We start from the raw sequence: 20,680 nt of genomic DNA on the forward strand, positions 1-20,680 counted from the left end.
CTCTTATCGACATAAGTTCTCTCGTTCTTCCTTGCCCCACACGCACCCAGACGTGGCGTGGCCTATCTCAATAGCGTTGACAGGCCCTGGTCCGGCCTCCTTCGATGCGGTGCACAACAAGTGTTCCGACTTTCCCATGCTAGGATCGTGCAATCGATTGCATCGTAATGAATCGGCATGAAAACGCTCAAGGGTCCAGCGCTGTTCCTCGCACAGTTCATCGGTGACAAGCCTCCGTTCGATCGGTTGGACACCTTGGCGAAATGGGCCGCCGGGCTTGGCTATTCTGGCGTACAAGTGCCGACCAACGCGCCGCATATCTTCGATCTCGCCCAGGCGGCACAGAGTCAGGCCTACTGCGACGACATCGCCGGCATGCTGGCCCAGCACGGCATCCAGATCACCGAGCTGTCCACGCATCTGCAAGGGCAGCTGGTCGCGGTCCATCCGGCCTATGACAGCCTGTTCGACGGTTTCGCCCCGCCGGAAAAACGCGGCAATCCTGCGGCCCGGCAAGCCTGGGCCGTCGAGCAGATGCTGCTGGCGGCCAAGGCCAGCCGCCGCCTGGGACTCACCGCGCATGCCACGTTTTCGGGGGCATTGGCCTGGCCTTATGTCTACCCCTGGCCGCAACGCCCAGCCGGTCTGGTGGAAGAAGCCTTCGCCGAGCTCGGCCGCCGCTGGCGTCCCATCCTGGATGCCTTCGAGGCCTCCGGGGTAGACCTGTGTTACGAGATCCATCCGGGCGAAGACCTGCATGACGGTGCGACTTTCGAGCGGTTCCTCGACGTCGTCGATCAGCACCCGCGCGCCAGGATTCTTTTCGATCCCAGCCACCTGCTGCTGCAGCAGATGGACTATCTGGGCTTCATCGACCGGTATCACGCGCGGATCGGCATCTTCCACGTCAAGGACGCCGAATACCGCGGCAATGCACGCAGCGGCGTCTATGGCGGCTACCAGGACTGGATCGATCGTCCCGGACGGTTTCGTTCGCTGGGCGATGGCCAGGTCGACTTCAAGGCGATCTTCTCCAAGCTGGCCCAGTACGACTTCCCGGGCTGGGCGGTGCTGGAATGGGAGTGCTGCCTGAAACATCCGGAGGACGGCGCGCGCGAGGGGGCGGCCTTCATCCGCGAGCACATCATCCGCGTGACCGAGCACGCGTTCGACGACTTTGCCGACAGCGGCGCCGACCCGGAAGCGCTGCGCAACATGCTTGGGATCTGATCCGACACTGACCTGGGAGGGGAAGTCATGACGTCCACCATGTCGCGCCTGAGCGCGATGATGTTTCTTCAGTTCTTCATCTGGGGCGCGTGGTTCGTGACCCTGGGCACGTACCTGGTGCAGGGACCGCTGCAAGCGTCCGCGGGCCAGGTGGCGACGGCGTTCCTCAGTCAGTCCATCGGCGCCATCGTCGCGCCGTTCCTGGTCGGATTGATTGCCGACCGCTACTTCGCCGCGCAGCGCATCCTGGCGGTATTGCATCTGGCTGGCGCGGTGCTGATGTGGGGCGCATCCGTGGCGACCAGCTTCGGCACGTTCTCGGCGTGCGTCATGGCCTACATGCTGCTGTTCATGCCGACGCTGGCCTTGGCCAACAGCATCGCGATGCGGCACATGCAGGTGCCCGAGAAACAGTTCCCGCCCGTGCGGGTCGCCGGCAGCATCGGCTGGATCATCGCCGGCGTGCTGATCGGCTGGCTGGGCTGGGAGCAGGCCCATCGGCTTGAACTCACCTTCAAGATGGCCGCTGCGGCCTCGCTGGTCCTCGGCCTGTACGCGCTCTCCCTCCCGCATACGCCGCCGCTGGAACAACAACGCAACGCACGGCTGGGGCAGATCCTGGGGCTGGATGCACTGCGCCTTCTGAAGTCGCGTTCGTACCTGGTGTTCTTCCTGGCCTCGATCGCGATCTGTATCCCGCTGTCGTTCTACTACAACTTCACCAACCCCTACCTCAACGACCTCGGCGTGCACGGCGCGGCCGGACTGCAATCGCTTGGCCAGGTGTCCGAAGTGCTGCTGATGCTGGCCATGCCTTTCCTGTTCGTGCGGCTGGGTGTCAAGACCATGCTGGCGCTGGGCATGGCGGCCTGGGTGCTGCGCTATGCCCTGTTCGCTTACGGCGATGCCGGTGCCGGGTTTGCGCTGCTGGTGAGTGGCATCGTGCTGCACGGCATCTGCTACGACTTCTTCTTCGTCACCGGCCAGATCTATACCGACAACCACGCAGGCCCCGCGTCGCGCAGCAGTGCGCAGGGCTTCATCACGCTGGCGACCTACGGCGTCGGCATGTTGATCGGAAGCTTTCTTTCCGGCGCGGTCGTGGAGCACTACACCACAGCGGCGGGCAGGGATTGGCAACAGATCTGGCTGTTCCCGGCCGGTGTCGCGCTGGTCGTGCTGGTGGCCTTCCTGTTCCTGTTCCGCGAACGGCCGGTCTCCACCGCCACCGCGCCATCCACGCACTGAGGGGACAGGCAGATGGGCAAGCTTGGGGTCGCCATCGTGGGCACCGGGATGATTGGCGCCGTGCATCGACGCGCGGCGATCCTGGCCGGCGCCGTCGTCAAAGGCGTGGGCGCGTCGTCGCCGGAACGTGCCAGGGAAGTGGCACAGGCCTGGGATGTTCCGCGCGCTTATCGCGATATCGAAGAAGTCGTCAGCGATCCGCAGGTGCAGGTCGTGCACGTGTGCACCCCCAACCACCTGCATCGGGCGATGGCGCAGGCGGCGCTGGAGGCAGGCAAGCACGTGATCTGCGAAAAACCGCTGGCCACGACACTGGAAGATGCCCAGGCCCTGGCGGCGTTGGCCGCGTCCACCGGGCTGGTGGCCACAGTGCCCTTCGTCTACCGCTATCACCCGGTGGTACGCGAGGCGCGCGCACGCATCGCCCAGGGCGATCTGGGGCCGCTGCGGCTCATCCACGGCAGCTACCTGCAGGACTGGTTGCTGGATCCGGCCAGCAATAATTGGCGCGTCGATCCGGCGTTGGGCGGCGCGTCCCGCGTGTTCGCCGATATCGGCTCGCACTGGTGCGATCTGGTGGAATGGGTCACTGGCGAGCGGTTTGCCGAGGTCAGCGCCGTATTCGAAACCGTGATCGCCGAGCGCGGCGCCGTTACCGGCCAGAGTTTCGTCACCCCCGCCGCCGGCGGTGAGATGCAGGCCGTGTCGAGTGAGGACGTCGCCGCCGCCATGTTCAAGACCGGCAGCGGCATCCTGGCTTCATTGACCGTGAGCCAGGTGTCGGCCGGGCGCAGGAATCGCCTCTGGTTCGAGATCGACGGCGCCAAGGCCAGCGTGGCGTTCGACCAGGAAGACAGCGAACGGCTCTGGATGGGATTCCCCGACCAGCGCGAGGAGGTCTTCGTGCGTGGCCCGGCCGCGGGAAGTAGCGAACAGCGCCGGCTTTCTGTGCTGCCGGCCGGTCACGCGCAGGGCTACGGCAACTGCTTCGAGGCCTTTGTCGCAGACAGCTACCGCGCCATCGATGCCGCGCGGCCGGAAGGGCTGCCGACCTTCGACGATGGACTGCGTTCGGCCCGGATCGTCGACAGCGTCATCGCATCGGCCAGGACGCGCGCCTGGACACCCATTGGCCAGGCGAATCACGAGCAGCGCTGATCCATCCCACACCGCCGGCACATCGATACGACTGAGCCACCAGGCCGCATCTACGGGTAAATCAATGCAAGTAATCCCATCAGCATGCGCAAGAGAAGTGGACGACCGACCCTGTACCTGTCGCGCCCCATGCACCACGAACGCCTGCCATCAGCTTGTCCGTAGCCATCAAAGTCTCAGGAGGAAACCATGACGATCACCACTCCATACAGATTTGCGACCGCCGTACTTCTGCTGTGTGCCGCACTGCCGGTCTTCGCGCAGAACGCCGGAGCCCAGTCCAAGCCCATCGCGGTGCAGATGTACACATTGCGCAACATCGCATCGCTCGAGGATCAGCTGAAGATCGTCCACGACGCCGGCATCCACGCCGTGGAGACCGTGGGTACGCAGAATGTCTCCGCCAAGGAGCTGAAACGGCTTCTGGACAAGTACTCGATCAAGGCCATCTCAACCCACACGCAGCTGGCCGATCTGCGCAGCAATCTCGACAGCGTGGTGGCGTTCAACAAATCGATCGGCAACACCACGCTCGTCGTACCTTACCTGAAGGAAGACGAGCGCCCCACCGATGTCGCCGGTTGGACCGCGCTGGGCAAGGAGCTGGGTGAGATTTCGAAGAAAGTCCAGGCGCAAGGCATGACGCTTGCCTACCATAATCACGACTTCGAGATCGTCGATTTCAATGGCAAGACCGGCCTTGAGTACCTGTTCGAAGCGGCCGGTCCCACGGTCAAGGCCGAGCTGGACCTGGCCTGGGTTGCGCGTGCCGGCTACGACCCGGCCGTGCTCCTGGGCAAGTTCCGTGGCCGCGTATTTGCAGTACACGCCAAGGACAACGCGCCGAAAGGCCAGGCCGAGGACGAGAAGGGTTTTGCCGCGGTGGGCAAGGGCGTCCTGGATTGGAATGCGATCCTTCCCGCAGCAACCCGGGCAGGCGTGAAGTGGTACATCATCGAGCACGATGCTCCGCTCGATCCAGCCAGCGTCATCAAGACCGGTGCGGCCTACCTCAACGAACACCTGCCCGCAGGCGCAGGTCGCTGACACCTGAGGACGCCATGTTGAAGTCCATCTTGATGGCGCTGCCATTCCTCGCATCGGCGCTTGCGAGCACACCGGCATCAGCACAGGATGCTGCGGCCGGTGCCAGGCTCTACACCGCGAACTGCTCGGCCTGCCATGGCGCCAATCGCGGTGGCATCGCCGGAACGTTTCCCGCCCTGACCGATGTGGGCAAGCGGCTCGACCAGAAACAGATCGAGGAAAAAATCAAAAAAGGGGGCGGACTGATGCCGCCGTTCAGCCAGCTGCCGGAGAAGGATGTCGAAGACATCACTGCCTTCCTGAAGCAGTGAGAGGTGGCGTGGGGGGCTACGGCCTTCCCGTTTACGCTCTCTGGAAACCAAACGACGTCGTCATTCCCGCGAAAGCCGGAATCCAAGGACGTTAGTTCTTATGGGGATGGTGAGTAGGAGATAAGTCCATGGATTCCCGCTTTCGCGGGAATGACGAGGTCTCCATCGTCCCCAGAGATCGCAAACAGCTTCCTACAACTCGCGCACCCAGATGTTGCGGAAGCTGACTTTGGAATTGTGGTCCTGCAGGTAAATCGGAGCGCAGCCATGCGGCGAGTAGGAAGACGCTCCGATGTATTCGGTCCTGCCTGACACGACGGTGTCGTCCTGTACAAGCACACCGTTATGCAGCACGGTGATGCGGGCGGGCGAGACAAGCCCGCCACCCTCGGAGAAGCGCGGCGCCTTCCAGATGACGTCGTATTCCTGCCAGAGGCCCGGGGCACGCGAGGCGTTCACCCGCGGGATGGCCTGCTTGTAGATCGAGGCCGCCTGGCCGTTGGAGTAGGTCGGGTTGTTGTAGCTGTCCAGCACCTGCAGCTCGTAACGCTCCTGCAGGAAGATCCCGCTGTTCCCGCGGTTCTGACCATCAAACCCCTTGGTCTCGGTGGGGCTGCGCCACTCGATATGAAGCTGGATGTCGCAGAAGCTCTTCTTCGTGCGGATGCCCTTGCTGCCCGGCACCACGGTAAGCGCCCCGTCGGCGACGGTCCAGGGCGCCTTGCCGCCCAGCTCTCCCTCCCAGGCCGATAGATCTTTGCCATCGAACAACACCACGGCATCGGAGGGAGCAGCCCCCTTGGGCGTGGCAACCGCCACCGGAACCGGCGTCCAGACTTCGGTCTTCGCCGGATCGCGCTGCTGCTCGTCTGGTGCCTGAGCGAACGCGGGGGCAACGGCCAGGATGCAGGCCGTCATCACGATCGGTTTGATCAACATCCTTCACTCCCAAAGATCGACTCAAGCGCATCGGTGACGATCATCAGCCGGTCGCCCAGGCAGGCGTGCCGCGTTCGTAGGCCAGGTCGCCGTCATAACGCCCCGGCACAGCGACGTAGTGCAGCACCTCCGTCGCCCCCACCTTGGAGGTGAAGAAGCTGAAGAGGACGAGTTGCTTGATCATCGTGAAGTAGTGCGGCTTCGCCGGCCCCTTGCTGGTGCCCGTGGAAGCCATCGTTGGCGCTTTGGCCTCGGTGTCCAGGGCGCGTAGCAGTTCGGTACGGGCTTCGGGCGTCATCGACATGAAGCGGCCTCCAGCACGCTTGTCGAGATCAGCCAGACCGGCGCGGAACGTCGCCTGCTCTTCGGGGCTGTAACAGTCGGTCACGAATCGCGCCATGAACGCGCCCACGCCCGCATCCTTCGCCCCGGGCGTTTTGGTTCGCGGCAGGATCGTCTCCGCGATCTCCTCCAGCTTGGCCACATCGCCCTCGGAAAAATCGTTCTTCCCATTCGGGAGCGGGGATTGTCCATAGACGAAGGCCGGCATACCGATCATCGCCGCACCGGTAGCGGCCGCGATCATTTTCAGAAGCTCACGACGTTCCATCACAGATTCCCCGCTTTGAGTTCGCGTACCGCATGGTCGGCGGCGCGCGCTGTCATGGCCATGTAGGTCAGCGACGGGTTCACGCAGGAACTGGAGGTCATGCAGGCCCCGTCCGTCACATAGACGTTCGGCGCATCCCAGACCTGGTTGTGCATGTTCAGCACCGAGCTCTTCCGATCACGGCCCATTCGCGCCGTGCCCATTTCGTGGATGGCCATGCCGGGGGCGTAGTCGCCTTGATTGACCTTGACGTCCTTGACGCCCGCCGCCTCCAGCATCTCGGCGGCGGCCACGCCCATGTCCTTGCGCATCGCCAACTCGTTCTTGCGGATGGAAACATCCATCGCCAGCACCGGCAGCCCCCACTTGTCCTTGCGGCTCGGATCGAGGCTGATCGTGTTGTCGTGGTAGGGCAGCATCTCTCCAAACGCGGTCATGCCGATGGTCCAGTCTCCCGGCACGGTCAGCGCGTCTTTCAGGTCGGCGCCGATGTTGAGTTCGGCAATGTCGCGCGACCACCCGGTGCGGCTGGCCGAACCTTGATAACCAAATCCGCGCAGGTAGTCGCGCTTGTCGTTACCGACGTTGCGGAAGCGCGGAATATAGAACCCGCAGGGGCGGCGACCGAAGTAGTACTTGTCTTCATAGCCTTCGACCGTGCCGGAGGCACCCACCTGGAAGTGGTGATCCATGACGTTGTGACCCAATTCGCCGGAAGAGGATCCCAGGCCGCCTTCCCACACGTCGGTGGCCGAGTTCATCAGCAACCACGTCGAGTTGAACGCCGATGCGTTGAGGAAAATGACGTTGGCCGTGTACTGATAGGTCTGGCCGTTCTCGGCATCGATGATCTCCACTCCCCGCGCACGCTTGCGGTCCTTGTCGTAGAGCACCTCCTTGACGATCGAGAACGGGCGTAGCGTCAGGTTGCCCGTCCTCATCGCCGCCGGCAGCGTCGCCGACTGGGTCGAGAAGTAAGCACCAAACGGGCAACCCAGGATGCATTTGTTGCGGTACTGGCAATTGACGCGGCCCTGTTCGATCTTGGGCTCGGTGATGTTCGCAGTACGCGAGTGGATCATATGGCGGGTACCACCAAACGCCGTCTTGATCCGTGCCGCCACGTCCTTTTCCACGATGTTCAACGGAATCGGTGGCAGGAACTGGCCGTCAGGCAGAACGTCCAGCCCTTCGACGGTACCGGCGATGCCCGCGAACTTCTCGACGTAGTCATACCAGGGCGCGATGTCGGCGTAGCGGATCGGCCAGTCAACGGCGATGCCTTCCTTCGCATTCGCTTCGAAATCCATGTTCGAAAAGCGATAACTCTGCCGGCCCCACAACAGCGAGCGGCCACCGACGTGATAACCGCGGTACCAGTCGAACCGCTTGGTTTCCGTGTAGGGGCACTCCTTTTCGTTGGCCCACATTCCCGACGTGCTTTCGGACAGACCGTAGTCGCGTTTCAGCACCGGGTAATCCGCCTTCATCGCCTGGGTCGGGATGTTGTGATGCGGATAGTCCCACGACTCCTTCATCGCGTTGACGTAGTCCTTGACGTGCTCGATGTTGCGGCCACGCTCAAGCATCAGGACCTTGAGCCCCTTCTCGGTCAGTTCCTTGGCGGCCCAGCCGCCGCTGATTCCCGATCCAACGACGATGGCGTCGTAGTGATTGTCTGCCATGGGTATGTTTCCCTTGGTGGATAGCTGATTTCAGACGTCGCAGAGACGTATCGCCTCACGCAGCGAAGCGACCGGATCCGGCGCCGTAGCAATGAACTCCTGCGCCAGATAGCCCTCGAATCCGCTCTCGCGGATCGCACGGCAGATGGCGGGATAGTGGAGCTCCTGGTTGTCGCCGATCTCGTGCCGACCCGGTACGCCTGCAGTGTGGTAATGCACGAAGAACTGATGGTTCTTGCGGATGCTGGCGATGATGTCGCCTTCCATGATCTGCATGTGATAGATGTCGTAAAGCAATCCGAAATTGCTCGATCCGATCCGCTTGCACAGCTCAACGCCCCACGCGGAGTGATCGCACAGATAGTCGGGATGGTCCACCCTGGAATTGAGCAGTTCCATCACCAGCGTGACGCCACGCTTCTCGGCATGCGCGAGGATGCGCTTCAGCCCTGTCTCGGCGTTCGCCATCCCTTCCGCGGGATCCATGCCGTTACGATTGCCGGAAAAGCAGATGAGATTGCGGTAGCCGGCATCCGCCACCAGATCGATGTGCCGGTTGTAGCGCTCCACCAGTTCATCGTGGAACTGGGTGGCAGCGAAGCCTTTCTCCAGGCCCAACTCCGCGCCGTTGCACATCGAGCTGAACACGCCATGCGCCTTCAACGTGGGCCAATCTTCCGGGCCGACCAGATCAATGGCGGAAAAGCCGAGGCCCTTCACCGTCTGACAAAGCTGCGCGACCGATTGCTGCTTGAACGTCCAGCGGGCGACGGAATGTTTCAGGTTGCCCTTGAGCGGTTCTGCGGCGGCGAGCGCGGGAACAATCCCGGCTACGCTCAACCCGATGCCCCCCATCACCGCTGCGCGTATCGCATCGCGCCTCGTGCATTCATGATTGGAGGAGCTCATCCCGGCGCCCTCGATCCACAAAAGAGACGTTGCTCAAGCGAGCCGGGCGAGACGTAGCCCTTGCTGTGAGATGTGTTCCAGCGCCGGAGGCAATACACCGGTTTGATCGAATGGATATTCACCATCTGCCGGCCTCCCAACCGGCGCGAATCCTGAAAATTCATCGACGTGCAATCGATTGCACGATAAGCAGCAACATGCCTGATTGCAAGGCCTCCAACTCGAAATTTCGTGCTGCAAAGCACAATGTCTTGCGTCCATCTGCGGCGTGAGCAACAGAGCTCTTGAGACAGCTCCGCCTGCCTCCGCTCGATGCTGCGCATGCAACAAACGATGCTCCCGGGGGGATCGCAGATCCGGCTGTCAGCTCCTTCGCCTGCTGACTCAGTAGCTCCGAGGCCATGGCCTCGCGTGTTCTGCTTTACTAGTGACCGATCGGCGATAGTCCCGGCGCTAGGCCTTCGCCCAGTCCGGATTCATCAACAGGAACGATTCGCTGCCATGATGCAGCTTTGGAGCTTGGCCTGTCGGGCGCAGTTGCGACAACGGGCAGGCAGGACCCACGCAGCGTGAGAAATACCCCCCTACTCCTACCGTGCTCGCTGGGCACGGTAGGAGGGTGGTGCCCACTTCCGGCCAGCAAAAATCGACAGCGCAGCTTCTCGACCAAGTCCTGCTTCAGCTGCTCGCGCAAATCCTGCGGCGCTCGCGGGAAATGCTTTGAAGCCTCATGAGACTGGCGTCAACTTGCTCGCTAAAGACCGGCACTTCGCGAGGTTTTTGAAGAGGCTAGCCGGGTAAGCATCGGGATATTCGCTCTTGGCGAGAGCAATGACGTCGGAAACGGTAGCCGTGACCGTAGCTTGGATGTGGGCTGCAACATTAAGAAAGGTGTCCCCCTGCTTCATCCCCACAGCTCGCAGAACAGCCCACTGAATAAATCGGTTGCCGTGAATACAGATAAGGCTATCCCGGCCGCTGTACTGCTTCGCCACCGCACTCAAACTCGATTCTATCTCGCGGAGCGCCTGAACGACTTCCCATAGCGCGGGTCCTGACAAACCTGCGTTGAACAACTGCTTATAAGGCGCCTTACCGATATCCTCCCACAGCCTGCCAATCTCGCGCTTTGCCTGGACTGCAAGCCCCACATCCGGATTGACACACGCCATGGCGACCGTAGCTTCAGCGAGATCGAACCTCGAACCAGAGGATCCGGAACCGCTCCCAGCCTTGTACGCATACTCCACCGTTTCGATATGAAGCTCCTGTCTAATCCGCTCCTGCTCCGGATCCAATGCCACGAAGTCGCGCTTTTCAATGGCGTTTTGGGTATTTGTGAAGCGGGTCACTTCAGAGCTGAAGGCGCCACCGCTCTCCGCGCTGGAAATGATCCTGACCGGGACCATAGCCTTTGCCACCGCCTCAGAATTCTGTGCGGCGGCAGCACTAATCGAACCGACGGTCTGAGCACCGTTCACCACGGAAAAGCCTGAACATTCAAAGATCCCCGATTCAGTCGAGTTGCCTCCTAACGGCTTCTTCGCCACCTCAGTCGCAACAGCGGTGATCCCATTATTGAAGTACCAAAAGTCCGCTGGACGCTCCAGCAACGTCGCAACAATGTCCTGATTCACGACGCTAGTACCGAGGAAATGACGAAGGTTACTATCGAAGAGTCGAGCACCATGCACGTGCATCCAGGCCGCAACATCGGCGGCGCAAACCTGTCCATAGATCGCAAAGTGAGGATCCCTCATTTGCCCCCACGCGGAAATTTGAACCTCGATTGCAATAGGGGAGCCTGCGACACCCGCTGCGACCGCCCGATGCATATCAGCCTGGGTCAGAACACGAACACTCATCAATTCAGACGTGTCGTTCTGGGAGTCCACGTACGACGTCACTGCGGCGGAAACATCGCTACTAAGTGACTCCTGACCTGTATGCGCAAGTACCAGCACAAATTTCGCGTTCGCATCGTACAAAGCGCTCTCGATGTCAGTCTTGCGAGCCTTGATCCGATCGTTCAGACGATCAATGTCGTTATCGAGGACCTTCCGCACGCCCTCGATAAACTTCAGAACATCCCCAAGTTCCAGGGAGCCGTGACCATCGTCGTGCCACTTGGTTTGCACCAAGTAAAGGGATCGCTCGTTGATATCGAAGAAAATAAGATCGATCCCACCATCGTTCTGCCCATCGGTAACGAAGTGCGCGAGTTCGCTGAGCGGCTTCTCCGATAGGTGAGAAGCTGCTAAAGCAGCCAACCCCCGTGACAAGAAGGCTTTCTTGGCCTGAGCGGGATCTTTGTGAGTGGCATAGTCGCTCATGTCGACCAGATCACTGAGATTCTGGTTGATGTAACCCTCAATCTGCTTCACATGTAGCTTCGACATATTGTCCCCATCCTTATGGATGGCGATGGTATCGCGATTCTTTGAAGCATTCTCCTAGCCGGTGTTTGATGGCCGTATCCAAGCTAGCGCGCCGGCTGGCATAGCCTCCGGCCAGAAGCAATCACTCTGGATGCATCTACGACGCGACTCCTTGTTACGCGGGAGCTGTAGAAGAAGCTACCAGTAAGCGACATCCACCCAGCCTTCGAGCTTGTGGCCAACCTGCTCGAAGTGGGCCACCTTCTTGACCTCACGCAGCCGGGCACCCACGTCGTTGGGATGGGCCACGCCGCCGATGATGGCGTGCAACTCCAGCCCCCGCATCAGCTTCCCGTACAGAACTCTTCCAATGCCTCACCCACGATGTCCATTCGGCAGATAGATCGTTGATCTCCACGGAACTTTGATATGCCTTCCGAACCGCTCCACTGAGTGGTGTAGACATACCTAACGACATCGTCATCCTCCAGCGCCAGTAGCCGGGAACCCATGGGCAGGCACGACATCCTGCGTCGGCATCTACACGAGAACGAGCAGCGACTCTCTTCGCTGGCCTAGGCATGGTGCTTTCAGAAGTTCGGTGTCAGGCGCGTGTTCCAACACGTGCAACGCCGACTGCAGCCGAACCATGTCGAGGACGCGATCAACACGCTGAAACCGGATAAGTTCGATGCCAACGAGCTACGCCTGATCGCGACGCGCGAAGCCGGATGGGAGATCAACATCACCTATTCTTTTGCAAAACGAGAGAACATGAACAACAACGTGAGCGGCATCGAGCGCGCGCTCGAAAGCGCGATGGCCAACGGCAGCAAAGAGCTGCTCGGCCGAAATCGAGTGGTTCGAATGACAGGCCTCAGCAAGACGCACATCTACCGCATGGTTGCTGAGGACAAGTTCCCGAAGCCTATCAAGGTGGGTAGGCTATCGTTATGGCTGTTGTCAGAGGTGCAGGCCTGAGTCCGAGATACATCATCGCAACCCAAGAATCTAACGGGCACCAAGCGGTCACCAAGGCGGTATGAACACCCTCATGGCGGAGCGCCAAGAGTCGTAAAACGTTGATTCTGTTGGCCCAGCAGCAATCGAAAAGATGGTGTACCTGCCTAGAATTATAAGGAATTTCTGTAGTAAGAAAAGCGGCTGACTCACGCCCTGACTCACGTCCATTCGCTGGTTCAGCCCCTTCAAACCCGGGGCCCAAATTGGAACTCCGTACTGCCCATTTTGAACCATCCGAAGAGTGCATCTGATGGGTCGGGTGATGTGATCCGCTCGTTGACAGCGGGTCAGCAGCTACTTCGACCCATTGCGGAGGCTAGACGCTGAACGCCGTAGCGGCGAAGACAGCGTCACCGCGCACATTAGGTCGAAAAAGATCCGCGCGCCTGCTCGATTGCATCGAGCACAATGTCCTGAGCTGGGTCAAAGGCGGTCTCCATCATCGACTGATGCCGAGTGCCATCCTGCAATCCATGAAGACAGGCGAGCTCTCGGACATATGCGTTTTCGTGCTTCATTAGATCAACTGTGACGCCCTGAGTTGCAAACCTATGAAGCGGGTCATTTATCCGCAACGCTTCGTTGCTGTCGATATGAAGACCGTTGACGGCCAAGATGTTGGTGACCTGAAGCTGCCACGGTTGCTCGATGGGCCGCGTTAACGACACCGCCCGTGTTGAAGCTCGTAAGGGTTGTGAGGCGGCTTGTGCCCCATTAACGCCCATGTCTACCAGCTCGTCTACGTTACGGCTGGAGACGGCGTGTGCAACGGCCGCCTGGAATGTTAGGTCTGGAAAGGGCCGCATGCTGTGGGACAATTCGCCAAGCCGGCCAGACTCGGCGATGTAGATGAGCCGTCCAGCGAGATAGCGGCAACGGGTTAAGAGGCGCTTCGCCGAGTAACCTTGGCTCTTGCCGAGCTGCTCAACAGTCTGTATCAACTCTTGGTCTATTGTGACGCGCAGCTCCTTGGCTCGCGTCACGAGTTCTATCAATTTGAGTCCTTGGACACCATCGCGATACTTTCCCCAGCCCATAAAACGCAGTGCACGTTCGGCGTAGCTAGATTCGCGCACGGCGATGCTGTAGTCAGGAATCGGGAGCCGCAGGTCTTCGGCGACCATCGCAGCACGTAGTGCCTCGGTTGATTCCGGATACCAAAGAAGAAATTTCTTGATATCTCCGATCAGGTACATCCATGCGGAATCCTTGCCGTAGTCGTTCTCACCCAACAGCCAGTCCTGCTTGCTGACTTCCAGACTCTTCGGGGAATCGCTGTCGTGGAGCGCAAGTTCCAGCTTGTCGATCTCCTCCTGCAAAATGACGAGCGAGATCCTAATCGCTTCGCGAGACCCCACTAGCGTCACGTCGTCGACATAGCGGATGTACTGCGCAGGCCCCTCCAGCATGCGCTCATCCAACGGGCGCAGATACAAGTTACCGATAAAGTGGCTAAACATTGGTCCCGTCAGAAGGTGCCCGTTGCCAGCTATTGCATGGTCTGCGAGCAATCGGTCGCCTAATTCTTGATGGGCTCGATCCAAGCCGGCGACTTCGCACGCGGATTGCCACGCACGGCGTGCATTCACAATGCGGATCGATGGATAGAACCGCTTGATGTCTCGAAAGCACACAGTAACGTCATGGGCTCGATGACAAGCGTTCGTGATGGCGGCGTACCGCTCTTTTAACCCAACAATGTAGTCAACGAAGACACCTCTTCTGTCACCGGGCTGCGATGGCCAATAGCTGAAAACATTCGGACTACGGGCGAAAGGGCCACCTTGCATCGCGCATGTGTCGATCAGGAAGGCTTCTACGAGCGCTTCATTCGGCGCAGGCAACATGAGTTCCCGACGCTGTAGCTCTCCATCTCCGCTCACTTCCTTGAAGTGATAAGCCCTATGGTACGGGGCGACATTTCGCTGGCGTACAAGCGAGGCAGCAACTTCACTGACCCACCTGTCAGACGTCGCCGCGCTGTTATCGAGGTAGTACCGCAACCCAAGGTAGGTTAGCGTGTCACGCGCGCGATACTGGCCTGTCGCTCGGGCAGCGAACGTCCCCGGCTTGCGCATCATGGACGTCTCGCGAAGCTGATGGGCATGACTGCCAACTTCACCCGGCTGGTCGTATCCGGTTTCAAAGGCAACACAAAACTGGCCTCACAGCGGTGAGCTGGTTCATCCGGCTTGGGTTCAGGGTCGGGACCCACCATGCGATCCCAAAGCGACTTGAATTCGCGGCGGAGCCAGCTGAACAGACCGCCCCTGTCCATCGATAGGTTCATGTCGGGCTCGATCCACACGGCAGCACTGTTAGCTCCCGAGGCATACCGAAACACCTCCTCCAGCTGAGCGCGGGCCGCATCTCGCCTTTGATCGCGTTGCAGAGCGCCGCTGAAGTTAGCGACGACTAGCAGCCGCATGTCGGCGGCGACTGAAGCCCGCTCGCTGGCTCGTACGAGATCAGCTGTAGACATCGGATCCATCACATTCCATGGAACCCACTGTCTGTCGAGAAAGATTGCCTGCGCTTCTAAAGTGGGCGCGACAGCTTCGAACATGGCACGCGATAACTCAATGGCATCGGCGGACAGCTCGCCGCCAACCCATCGGACGGTGAGCGGCATACGCGGCAAAACGCCCTTTTCACGCAGCACGCTCAGGGTGCAGAGCATGCCCAGTGACGCTGCACCCGCTCCGCAGGGCGCATCGGTCATGCAAACGACATTGCCGGCAATGGATGCCAGTATTCGGTCCGATGTGTTACCAGCTTTATGCTCAGGGTCGAGCATAGTGAGCATGGCTCTGGCAGAGGAACCATCAAACTTCTTTGCGAAGTAGTCGAGCTGTTCGCTACGACCTTGTCCCCCCGTAACGCCCGGGCCTTTCTCTTTTTCCAGGCCTTGTTCGCGCAAACCGTGGTGATCAGTCAACGCAACATAGGCGTTGGCGAGGGCCTCAGGGAGGGTGAGCACTCCAGATAATGGATTCCAAAGGCAGCTGGGGATCTGGTCCGGGGCGAGTAAACGTTCATGGCCAGACATTCATTACCCCGCACTTTGCATTTTCCGGACCCCGGGAACCACCTGCTGCAGTTCGCCGAACGCGAACTCACAACGAACTGCGCCAGGATGTCCGGTCGCGCGGCAGCAGTCCATCTGGATCGTGCACTTCGAACAGATCATCTGCGGTCAACTGACCCGGATAGAGCACCAGGTTCATCCCGCCCGGCCGTTGCGTCGACGGGAAAGCCAAGCCGGCAGCGCCCGATGCGAGCACGCGGTCGGCCATTTCCCAGGTCGGCGGCTCGATCCGCTGCCGGAACCACAAGTCCTTCCAGGCGCAGTCCCACTCCCGCCACAGTGCGTCCCATGACGGTGAGAAGCCGCCGCGGAAATCGACGATGCGTCCAAATCTCACCCGGTACGCGGCCAGCGTGCCGGGCGAGAACAACTGCTCAGCCTGCCCGTATTCGGCGATGGCGGTGTCCGGCGTGGTCGACAGATACACCGCGTGCGTCCCCGGGCGGTTGAAGCGACCGCCCTTGGCCGCGGCGCCGGCGCCGCTCTTGGGCTCGAATGCCCAACTCGGCGTCAGGACGCGGTAGTACACAGCGTCTGGCCCGACGGCGCCGAAGATCATGCCGAAGATCATCCGGTGGCGCCGGCCGACAGGTTGATCAGGTAGTCGCGCACGCCCTCGGCCAGACCATCGGCCACCAGTTGCTCGGCGGTGCGTCCGTCCAGTTCCATCAACGGCACGTTGCGGAACCAGAACACCGCCCGCTGGCGGTCGCCGCCAGTCAATTCCACCGCGATCGCCAGCACACTGGCGGCGCCGCGAAGGTAGTCCTGCAGCTTCTCCGCGTCCGGCGAACGGGTGGTCGTAGTGCGGTGTACCTTCGCCAGTTCGGCCAGCCGCTGGGTACTGATATGGAGTGTGTCGCTGAAGGCGGACGGCGAGAAGTAAGGCGCGCCAGGTTCCCGCAGGTCTTCCAGAAACCGGGCAGCATGATCGTGGTTCAGGACGGCATTCATGGGGGGACCAATAGTTGTAGTGCGATGCAATTATGATGCTTTTTTGATGCATGTCAAGTTCTTGGCCTCTCCAAAGCTTCGGAAGCTGCGTCTGCCGGCGTAACCAGCGCCAGAACGTCCTCCACCCGCCAAGCGGTGATGCGCAGGCCCAAGCGCCGGACCGGCTGTGGGTAGCGGCCAGTCTTCACCCCCGCCCACCAGGTCGAGCGCGAGACCGGGATCAATGCCGGGATCGCCGGGCGCCCCCTGCCGGCCGGTCGACCGATGATGTGGTGCAGCCGCAGGTATCCGGTTTCCGGGAGCGGGTATGGCACCGAAGTGTCTGGCGCATGGATGTCTGTCTTGGGCGGTGTTCCGAGCCGCATCTTGCTCACGCTCATGGCAACACTCCTGTCTGGAGTTTCATCGGTCGGTCCAACTGCAGCACCAAGTCGCGGTTCACTATCACCCGCACCGGAAACCCCGCCCGCACCCTCAACGTCGGCTGCAAGTCCAAGTTGCGGCGAGTGACCTGCTGGCCGACCTGGTTGACGGTCTCCTGCACGCTCTCGCGCGTGGCGATGACGATGCGGCCATCGGCATCGACGCGATCGGGTGCGGCCAGCTCGGCGCCGACCCCGATCAGTGTCGAGAGCGCCGCGCCGGCAAAGATGCGGCGCCAGTGCCAGTCCACGCGGTCCTCCAGCCCGGCCTGCCCCGCGACGTCGGTCGACGGCAGGCGGTCGAGCACCAGCGAGGAGCCGTCCGGGCGGATCAGACGCGTCCACACCATCAGCATGCGGCGCTGGCCGTAGGCGACTTGGCTGTCGTATTGGCCGATCAGTCGGGAGCCCTGCGGCACCAGCAGGCGCCGGCCGGTCGCGCTGTCGTAGACGTGCTCGGTGACCGTGGCGATCACCTGCCCCGGCAGGTCGGAGTTCACCGCGGTCACCAGCGCGGCCGGAATCACGCTGCCTGCCATCAACTGGTAGAGCGAGCGCGGCGTCTGTACTTCCGCGCTTCCGTAAATCCGGCTGTCCGGCTCTGCGTCGGCGAACGTCCGCTTGTCCGCCTGCCGATTCTGACGGGCGTAGTCGTCGTCGGCCTGTGCCGCGCCTGGCGGCGAAAGCCAAGGCATGACCGGCGCATCCACGTTCTCCGTGGCAGTCGGCGGCGGCGCACCGGTCGACCTCGCCTGCCGCGTCTGGAAAAGCACCTGCGCCTTCGCCGCCGCGTCGGCTTCGGACTGCAAGCGCTGCTGCTCACCACGCTTTGCAACGTCCGGCGCGGGCAGGGCGTCGACCGTTTCTGCGGGAGTGGTGGATTCCGCTTCGGAGCGAAATGGCGGCGGAACCTGCCGATAGTCGCTCGGAAGCTGCTGCAGTCCTTCGGCCGGCGTCACCCGCTCGACGTTGTGCGTCTCCCGCACCGGCGCGTCTCGCCCCTTCGGCGTTCGGAACGCCCACAGTGTCGTCAGCAGCACGCACAGCGCAAGCCCGCCGACCAGCACGATCAGCGTGCGACGGTTGAGTCGCGTCACGGCCGCCGGCCGCGCCCGCAGTTCCAGCTTCGCCGGATCTTCTTTCGGCGGCACGCTCATCGCCGGCGCTTCCTCCCGTCGATGCGTTCGATGCGCACGACTTGCTGGCGTTCGCCGCCCAGCCGCATCTCGGCCGCGCCAAACAGACGGTCAACGACCAGATACTGCGTCCGCAGCCGGTAGTTGACCAACTGAGTGTCGCCCTCGGTGCCGATCACGAACAGCGGCGGCAGTTCGCCCTGGGCGATGTTCGGTGGCAGCTGGATGTAGACCTTGTGGCCGTCGTCGAACGCGCGCAGTGGCCGCCAGGCGGGTGCATCGCCGGTGATCGCGTAGCGGAACCGTAGCTGCTCCAGCGCGATGCTATCGCTCACGGTCGTTGGCGCCTCGGCGGTGCGTTGCCGCAGCGTGCGCACCAGCGCATCCGGGTACTCCCACGCGACCGAGGCCATCCATGTCTCCGGCGTCGCCGCCAGCTCAAGGTGGTAGCTGCGGCGGTCGGTGTTGATGACCAGGTTCGTGCGCAGGTCGGCGCGCGACGGCTTCACCAGCACGTGCACGCGCAGATCCGCGCCATTGCCGCTCTCTGTGTCGCCGATGATCCAGCGCACGGTGTCGCCCGCCGACACCGACAGTAGCTGCTCGCCCGGCTGCAACGCGATGTCGGTGACGCGGCCGGGGCTAGCATAGACCTGGTACAGCGCGCCGGCGCTGTACGGCCAGACCTGCATCGCGTTGACGAAGCCGTCCTTCACCGGTTCGATGCGCGCAGCGCGATTTGCGGCGGCGACCGCGCGCGCCGGATTGATCGCACTGGCCTTGGTTGCTATCGGCAGCGACTTCAGCTGGCCGGGCAACGGCAGCGGTGTCGGCACCTCGACCACCTGTACCGGCGCCGGCGGCTCGGGCGCTGGCAGCACCTCGACTTCCGGCGCTTCGTCCAACGCGATTTCCGGCGCCGGCCGCGTCGTGGCGCAGGCGCCCAACACGATGCACAGCGCGATCGTCGCAACGATTCGGTTCATGGCGATTCTCCTGCAGCGGTCGAGCCGAATTCCCGGCTCCAGTCCAGCCCGTTGACGTAGATGCCCAGCGGGTTCTTGCGCAACCGCACCTCGTCGCGCGGCGGTTGCATCACCACGGTGACGATCGCGGTCCAGCGCTCGACCCCACCGGGTGAACCATTGACCGTGCTGCGCTCGATCCAGCGCAGTTGGAACGAAGATTCCGAAGCACGCACGACACTGGTCACTTCGACCGCCACCGTCACGCGGCCCACGCGCGCGAACGGATCGTTATCGCGCGCATAGGTATTGAGCGCCGTCGCACCGCGATCGGTGGCGTAGTCGTAAGCCTCCAGCCAGTTCGTTCGCAGCACCACAGGATCGAGCGGCAGCGAGCGCACGTTGCGGATGAAGCGCTCCAGTTCGCGCGCGATCTGCGCATCGGTCGGCCGGTACGCCTCCAGCGCCGGCCCGACCGCGCGCACCTGGGGAAGATCGAACGCGGCGAGCATCTGCCGAATCTGGTGCTGGCGCTGAAGATCGCCGTGGCACTGGACTGCAGCGCGGCCGAGTTGATGAGCGAGACCGAGGCGAAACTGCCCAAGGGATGGTTCACGCCGAACCGCGAATAGGATAGGGCCGGTCAGTCCGACCTAACCGGGGGCTTTTCATGGTCTTGAGATTCGATAATCGTTGGCGCTTCACGCCGCCGGAGGATGGCACGCTGAAGCGAAGGGCCATGCCCGACGCTGCCGTGGACGAACTGGCCGGGCTGGTCGGTCGAGTCGCCACGCAAGGAGATCGCCAGTCGATCTACGAGCACTTCAAGTCGCACTTCTGCTCGGTCAACGGCGCAACGCACTACCGCAGTTCGAACGCAGGCTGGGCCGAGTCCGACCTGAAAGCTCAGATGGATACAGTGGCGGCGAATGCACCGCTGTTCATAGAGGCCTACTACGACAGTTGCGAAACGCTCCGGACCAGACAACCGGAATGGCTCGTCCCGGATGTGGCAATCCTGAACTACGTCTTGGCCCGCCACGAGGTCGGCTATGAAGTTCGGCCTCCCGACCTGGTCGTGCTGGAAAGCAGCGGCCCGCTGGTCCCCGTCGCGCCCAGGCCACCTACCCTGTCGGAGCAGGCCGCTGAGATATTCCAGCGCTCCATTGAGCGTTCAGAACAACTGATACACGAAGGTCGCGACAGGGAAGCCGTACAGGAACTCCTGTGGCTGCTCGAAAGCGTAACGACAGCGTTCCGCGGCGTGCAGACGCAGTCCGGCAAGGTTGAGGGTGGCTACTTCAACCAGATCATTCGCGATCTTCGCGCGAAGCATCGCGGAACCACGCTCGACCGAGCCCTGGACTGGACGACCAATCTGCACGGCTATCTTTCATCGCCTACCGGGGGCGGCATCCGCCACGGGCTCGATCTGAACCAAGGCATTGCCCTCGGGCCGAGAGAAGGACGACTGTTCGCGAACTTGATTCGCAGCTATATCGTCTTCTTCCTTGCCGAGCACGAGGCAATGAAGAAAGGAGAGGACATGCGCGGTTGAATGTGGCAAAACGATGCCG

The 20,680-nt window shown here is 61.7% G+C and carries 20 protein-coding genes and 1 pseudogene; 7 read left to right on the plus strand and 14 right to left on the minus strand.

Going from position 1 to position 20,680, the window contains the following annotated elements; translation table 11 throughout:
* Window positions 1-177 precede the first annotated feature (177 nt).
* The 5 genes from AC3WJE_RS09155 to AC3WJE_RS09175 all read left to right on the plus strand — a co-directional run bounded on the left by AC3WJE_RS09155 (window position 178) and on the right by AC3WJE_RS09175 (window position 4,994).
* The gene (locus tag AC3WJE_RS09155) at window positions 178-1,230 is read left to right on the plus strand and encodes a sugar phosphate isomerase/epimerase family protein (RefSeq protein WP_493730474.1); all 1,053 of its coding nucleotides are present in this window, start codon (window positions 178-180) and stop codon (window positions 1,228-1,230) included.
* A 27-nt stretch (window positions 1,231-1,257) separates the two neighbouring features.
* Entirely contained in the window at window positions 1,258-2,478 is a 1,221-nt protein-coding gene (locus tag AC3WJE_RS09160) for a nucleoside permease (RefSeq protein WP_493730475.1), read from the plus strand.
* Window positions 2,479-2,490: 12 nt separating this feature from the next.
* Complete coding sequence (locus AC3WJE_RS09165; protein WP_493730476.1) at window positions 2,491-3,636, plus strand: Gfo/Idh/MocA family protein; 1,146 nt, start codon at window positions 2,491-2,493, stop codon at window positions 3,634-3,636.
* Between the two features lie 189 nt (window positions 3,637-3,825).
* Window positions 3,826-4,683 carry a sugar phosphate isomerase/epimerase family protein gene (locus tag AC3WJE_RS09170; RefSeq protein WP_493730477.1) on the plus strand — a complete coding sequence of 286 codons (858 nt, stop codon included), beginning with the start codon at window positions 3,826-3,828 and terminating at the stop codon, window positions 4,681-4,683.
* Window positions 4,684-4,697: 14 nt separating this feature from the next.
* Window positions 4,698-4,994, plus strand: a complete 297-nt coding sequence (locus AC3WJE_RS09175) for a c-type cytochrome (RefSeq protein ID WP_493730478.1) — start codon at window positions 4,698-4,700, stop codon at window positions 4,992-4,994.
* 192 nt (window positions 4,995-5,186) lie between these two features.
* Here the strand turns inward: AC3WJE_RS09175 and AC3WJE_RS09180 are convergent, their stop codons facing one another.
* The 6 genes from AC3WJE_RS09180 to AC3WJE_RS09205 form a co-directional block, all read right to left on the minus strand.
* Complete coding sequence (locus tag AC3WJE_RS09180) at window positions 5,187-5,933, minus strand: 3-keto-disaccharide hydrolase (RefSeq protein ID WP_493730479.1); 747 nt, start codon at window positions 5,931-5,933, stop codon at window positions 5,187-5,189.
* Window positions 5,934-5,976: 43 nt separating this feature from the next.
* The gene (locus AC3WJE_RS09185; protein ID WP_493730480.1) at window positions 5,977-6,543 is read right to left on the minus strand and encodes a gluconate 2-dehydrogenase subunit 3 family protein; all 567 of its coding nucleotides are present in this window, start codon (window positions 6,541-6,543) and stop codon (window positions 5,977-5,979) included.
* A complete protein-coding gene (locus tag AC3WJE_RS09190; RefSeq protein ID WP_493730481.1) occupies window positions 6,543-8,228 on the minus strand; it encodes a GMC oxidoreductase in 1,686 nt (561 codons plus the stop codon). The genes AC3WJE_RS09185 and AC3WJE_RS09190 overlap by 1 nt, the downstream gene beginning before the upstream one ends.
* Window positions 8,229-8,258: 30 nt before the next feature.
* The gene (locus tag AC3WJE_RS09195) at window positions 8,259-9,158 is read right to left on the minus strand and encodes a hydroxypyruvate isomerase family protein (protein WP_493730482.1); all 900 of its coding nucleotides are present in this window, start codon (window positions 9,156-9,158) and stop codon (window positions 8,259-8,261) included.
* Window positions 9,159-9,865: 707 nt separating this feature from the next.
* The gene (locus AC3WJE_RS09200) at window positions 9,866-11,536 is read right to left on the minus strand and encodes an AIPR family protein (protein WP_493730483.1); all 1,671 of its coding nucleotides are present in this window, start codon (window positions 11,534-11,536) and stop codon (window positions 9,866-9,868) included.
* Window positions 11,537-11,713: 177 nt separating this feature from the next.
* Window positions 11,714-11,845: a hypothetical protein gene (locus tag AC3WJE_RS09205; protein WP_493730484.1), complete on the minus strand. Its 132-nt coding sequence runs from the start codon at window positions 11,843-11,845 to the stop codon at window positions 11,714-11,716.
* 282 nt (window positions 11,846-12,127) lie between these two features.
* Between AC3WJE_RS09205 and AC3WJE_RS09210 the strand changes: the two genes are divergently transcribed.
* Window positions 12,128-12,496, plus strand: coding sequence for a helix-turn-helix transcriptional regulator (locus tag AC3WJE_RS09210; RefSeq protein ID WP_493730485.1), 369 nt, complete (start codon window positions 12,128-12,130; stop codon window positions 12,494-12,496).
* Between the two features lie 404 nt (window positions 12,497-12,900).
* On the opposite strand, the gene AC3WJE_RS09215 is transcribed toward AC3WJE_RS09210, so the two are convergent.
* The 8 genes and pseudogenes from AC3WJE_RS09215 to trbF form a co-directional block, all read right to left on the minus strand.
* The gene (locus AC3WJE_RS09215; RefSeq protein WP_493730486.1) at window positions 12,901-14,619 is read right to left on the minus strand and encodes a hypothetical protein; all 1,719 of its coding nucleotides are present in this window, start codon (window positions 14,617-14,619) and stop codon (window positions 12,901-12,903) included.
* Window positions 14,616-15,587, minus strand: a complete 972-nt coding sequence (locus AC3WJE_RS09220) for a hypothetical protein (protein ID WP_493730487.1) — start codon at window positions 15,585-15,587, stop codon at window positions 14,616-14,618. The genes AC3WJE_RS09215 and AC3WJE_RS09220 overlap by 4 nt, the downstream gene beginning before the upstream one ends.
* Window positions 15,588-15,654: 67 nt before the next feature.
* Window positions 15,655-16,197, minus strand: coding sequence for an RES family NAD+ phosphorylase (locus AC3WJE_RS09225; RefSeq protein WP_493730488.1), 543 nt, complete (start codon window positions 16,195-16,197; stop codon window positions 15,655-15,657).
* Window positions 16,194-16,580 (minus strand): antitoxin Xre/MbcA/ParS toxin-binding domain-containing protein, encoded by a 387-nt coding sequence (locus AC3WJE_RS09230; protein ID WP_493730489.1) that lies wholly within the window; start codon window positions 16,578-16,580, stop codon window positions 16,194-16,196. Before AC3WJE_RS09230 ends, AC3WJE_RS09225 begins: the two co-directional genes overlap by 4 nt.
* Window positions 16,581-16,633: 53 nt before the next feature.
* A complete protein-coding gene (locus AC3WJE_RS09235) occupies window positions 16,634-16,960 on the minus strand; it encodes a helix-turn-helix transcriptional regulator (RefSeq protein ID WP_493730490.1) in 327 nt (108 codons plus the stop codon).
* Window positions 16,957-18,159 (minus strand): TraB/TrbI/VirB10 family type IV secretion system protein, encoded by a 1,203-nt coding sequence (locus AC3WJE_RS09240; RefSeq protein ID WP_493730491.1) that lies wholly within the window; start codon window positions 18,157-18,159, stop codon window positions 16,957-16,959. The genes AC3WJE_RS09235 and AC3WJE_RS09240 overlap by 4 nt, the downstream gene beginning before the upstream one ends.
* Complete coding sequence (gene trbG, locus AC3WJE_RS09245; RefSeq protein ID WP_493730492.1) at window positions 18,156-19,124, minus strand: P-type conjugative transfer protein TrbG; 969 nt, start codon at window positions 19,122-19,124, stop codon at window positions 18,156-18,158. Before trbG ends, AC3WJE_RS09240 begins: the two co-directional genes overlap by 4 nt.
* Window positions 19,121-19,591: pseudogene (gene trbF / locus AC3WJE_RS09250) on the minus strand (conjugal transfer protein TrbF); the annotation flags it as partial. The pseudogene trbF and the gene trbG, both read right to left, overlap by 4 nt.
* A 251-nt stretch (window positions 19,592-19,842) precedes the next feature.
* On the opposite strand from trbF, the gene AC3WJE_RS09255 reads away from it, so the two are divergent.
* Window positions 19,843-20,661, plus strand: a complete 819-nt coding sequence (locus AC3WJE_RS09255; protein WP_493730493.1) for a hypothetical protein — start codon at window positions 19,843-19,845, stop codon at window positions 20,659-20,661.
* Window positions 20,662-20,680: the final 19 nt, after the last annotated feature.

The organism is Pseudomonas sp. GW821-FHT07E12 (genome assembly GCF_058986605.1).

Coding starts and splice junctions, on each gene's coding strand:
- AC3WJE_RS09155 (WP_493730474.1), top strand. CDS start 178: ATGAAAACGCTCAAGGGTCCAGCGCTGTTCCTCGCACAGTTCATCGGT.
- AC3WJE_RS09160 (WP_493730475.1), top strand. CDS start 1,258: ATGACGTCCACCATGTCGCGCCTGAGCGCGATGATGTTTCTTCAGTTC.
- AC3WJE_RS09165 (WP_493730476.1), top strand. CDS start 2,491: ATGGGCAAGCTTGGGGTCGCCATCGTGGGCACCGGGATGATTGGCGCC.
- AC3WJE_RS09170 (WP_493730477.1), top strand. CDS start 3,826: ATGACGATCACCACTCCATACAGATTTGCGACCGCCGTACTTCTGCTG.
- AC3WJE_RS09175 (WP_493730478.1), top strand. CDS start 4,698: ATGTTGAAGTCCATCTTGATGGCGCTGCCATTCCTCGCATCGGCGCTT.
- AC3WJE_RS09180 (WP_493730479.1), bottom strand. CDS start 5,933: ATGTTGATCAAACCGATCGTGATGACGGCCTGCATCCTGGCCGTTGCC.
- AC3WJE_RS09185 (WP_493730480.1), bottom strand. CDS start 6,543: ATGGAACGTCGTGAGCTTCTGAAAATGATCGCGGCCGCTACCGGTGCG.
- AC3WJE_RS09190 (WP_493730481.1), bottom strand. CDS start 8,228: ATGGCAGACAATCACTACGACGCCATCGTCGTTGGATCGGGAATCAGC.
- AC3WJE_RS09200 (WP_493730483.1), bottom strand. CDS start 11,536: ATGTCGAAGCTACATGTGAAGCAGATTGAGGGTTACATCAACCAGAAT.
- AC3WJE_RS09215 (WP_493730486.1), bottom strand. CDS start 14,619: ATGATGCGCAAGCCGGGGACGTTCGCTGCCCGAGCGACAGGCCAGTAT.
- AC3WJE_RS09220 (WP_493730487.1), bottom strand. CDS start 15,587: ATGTCTGGCCATGAACGTTTACTCGCCCCGGACCAGATCCCCAGCTGC.
- AC3WJE_RS09225 (WP_493730488.1), bottom strand. CDS start 16,197: ATGATCTTCGGCATGATCTTCGGCGCCGTCGGGCCAGACGCTGTGTAC.
- AC3WJE_RS09230 (WP_493730489.1), bottom strand. CDS start 16,580: ATGAATGCCGTCCTGAACCACGATCATGCTGCCCGGTTTCTGGAAGAC.
- AC3WJE_RS09235 (WP_493730490.1), bottom strand. CDS start 16,960: ATGAGCGTGAGCAAGATGCGGCTCGGAACACCGCCCAAGACAGACATC.
- AC3WJE_RS09240 (WP_493730491.1), bottom strand. CDS start 18,159: ATGAGCGTGCCGCCGAAAGAAGATCCGGCGAAGCTGGAACTGCGGGCG.
- trbG (WP_493730492.1), bottom strand. CDS start 19,124: ATGAACCGAATCGTTGCGACGATCGCGCTGTGCATCGTGTTGGGCGCC.
- AC3WJE_RS09255 (WP_493730493.1), top strand. CDS start 19,843: ATGCCCGACGCTGCCGTGGACGAACTGGCCGGGCTGGTCGGTCGAGTC.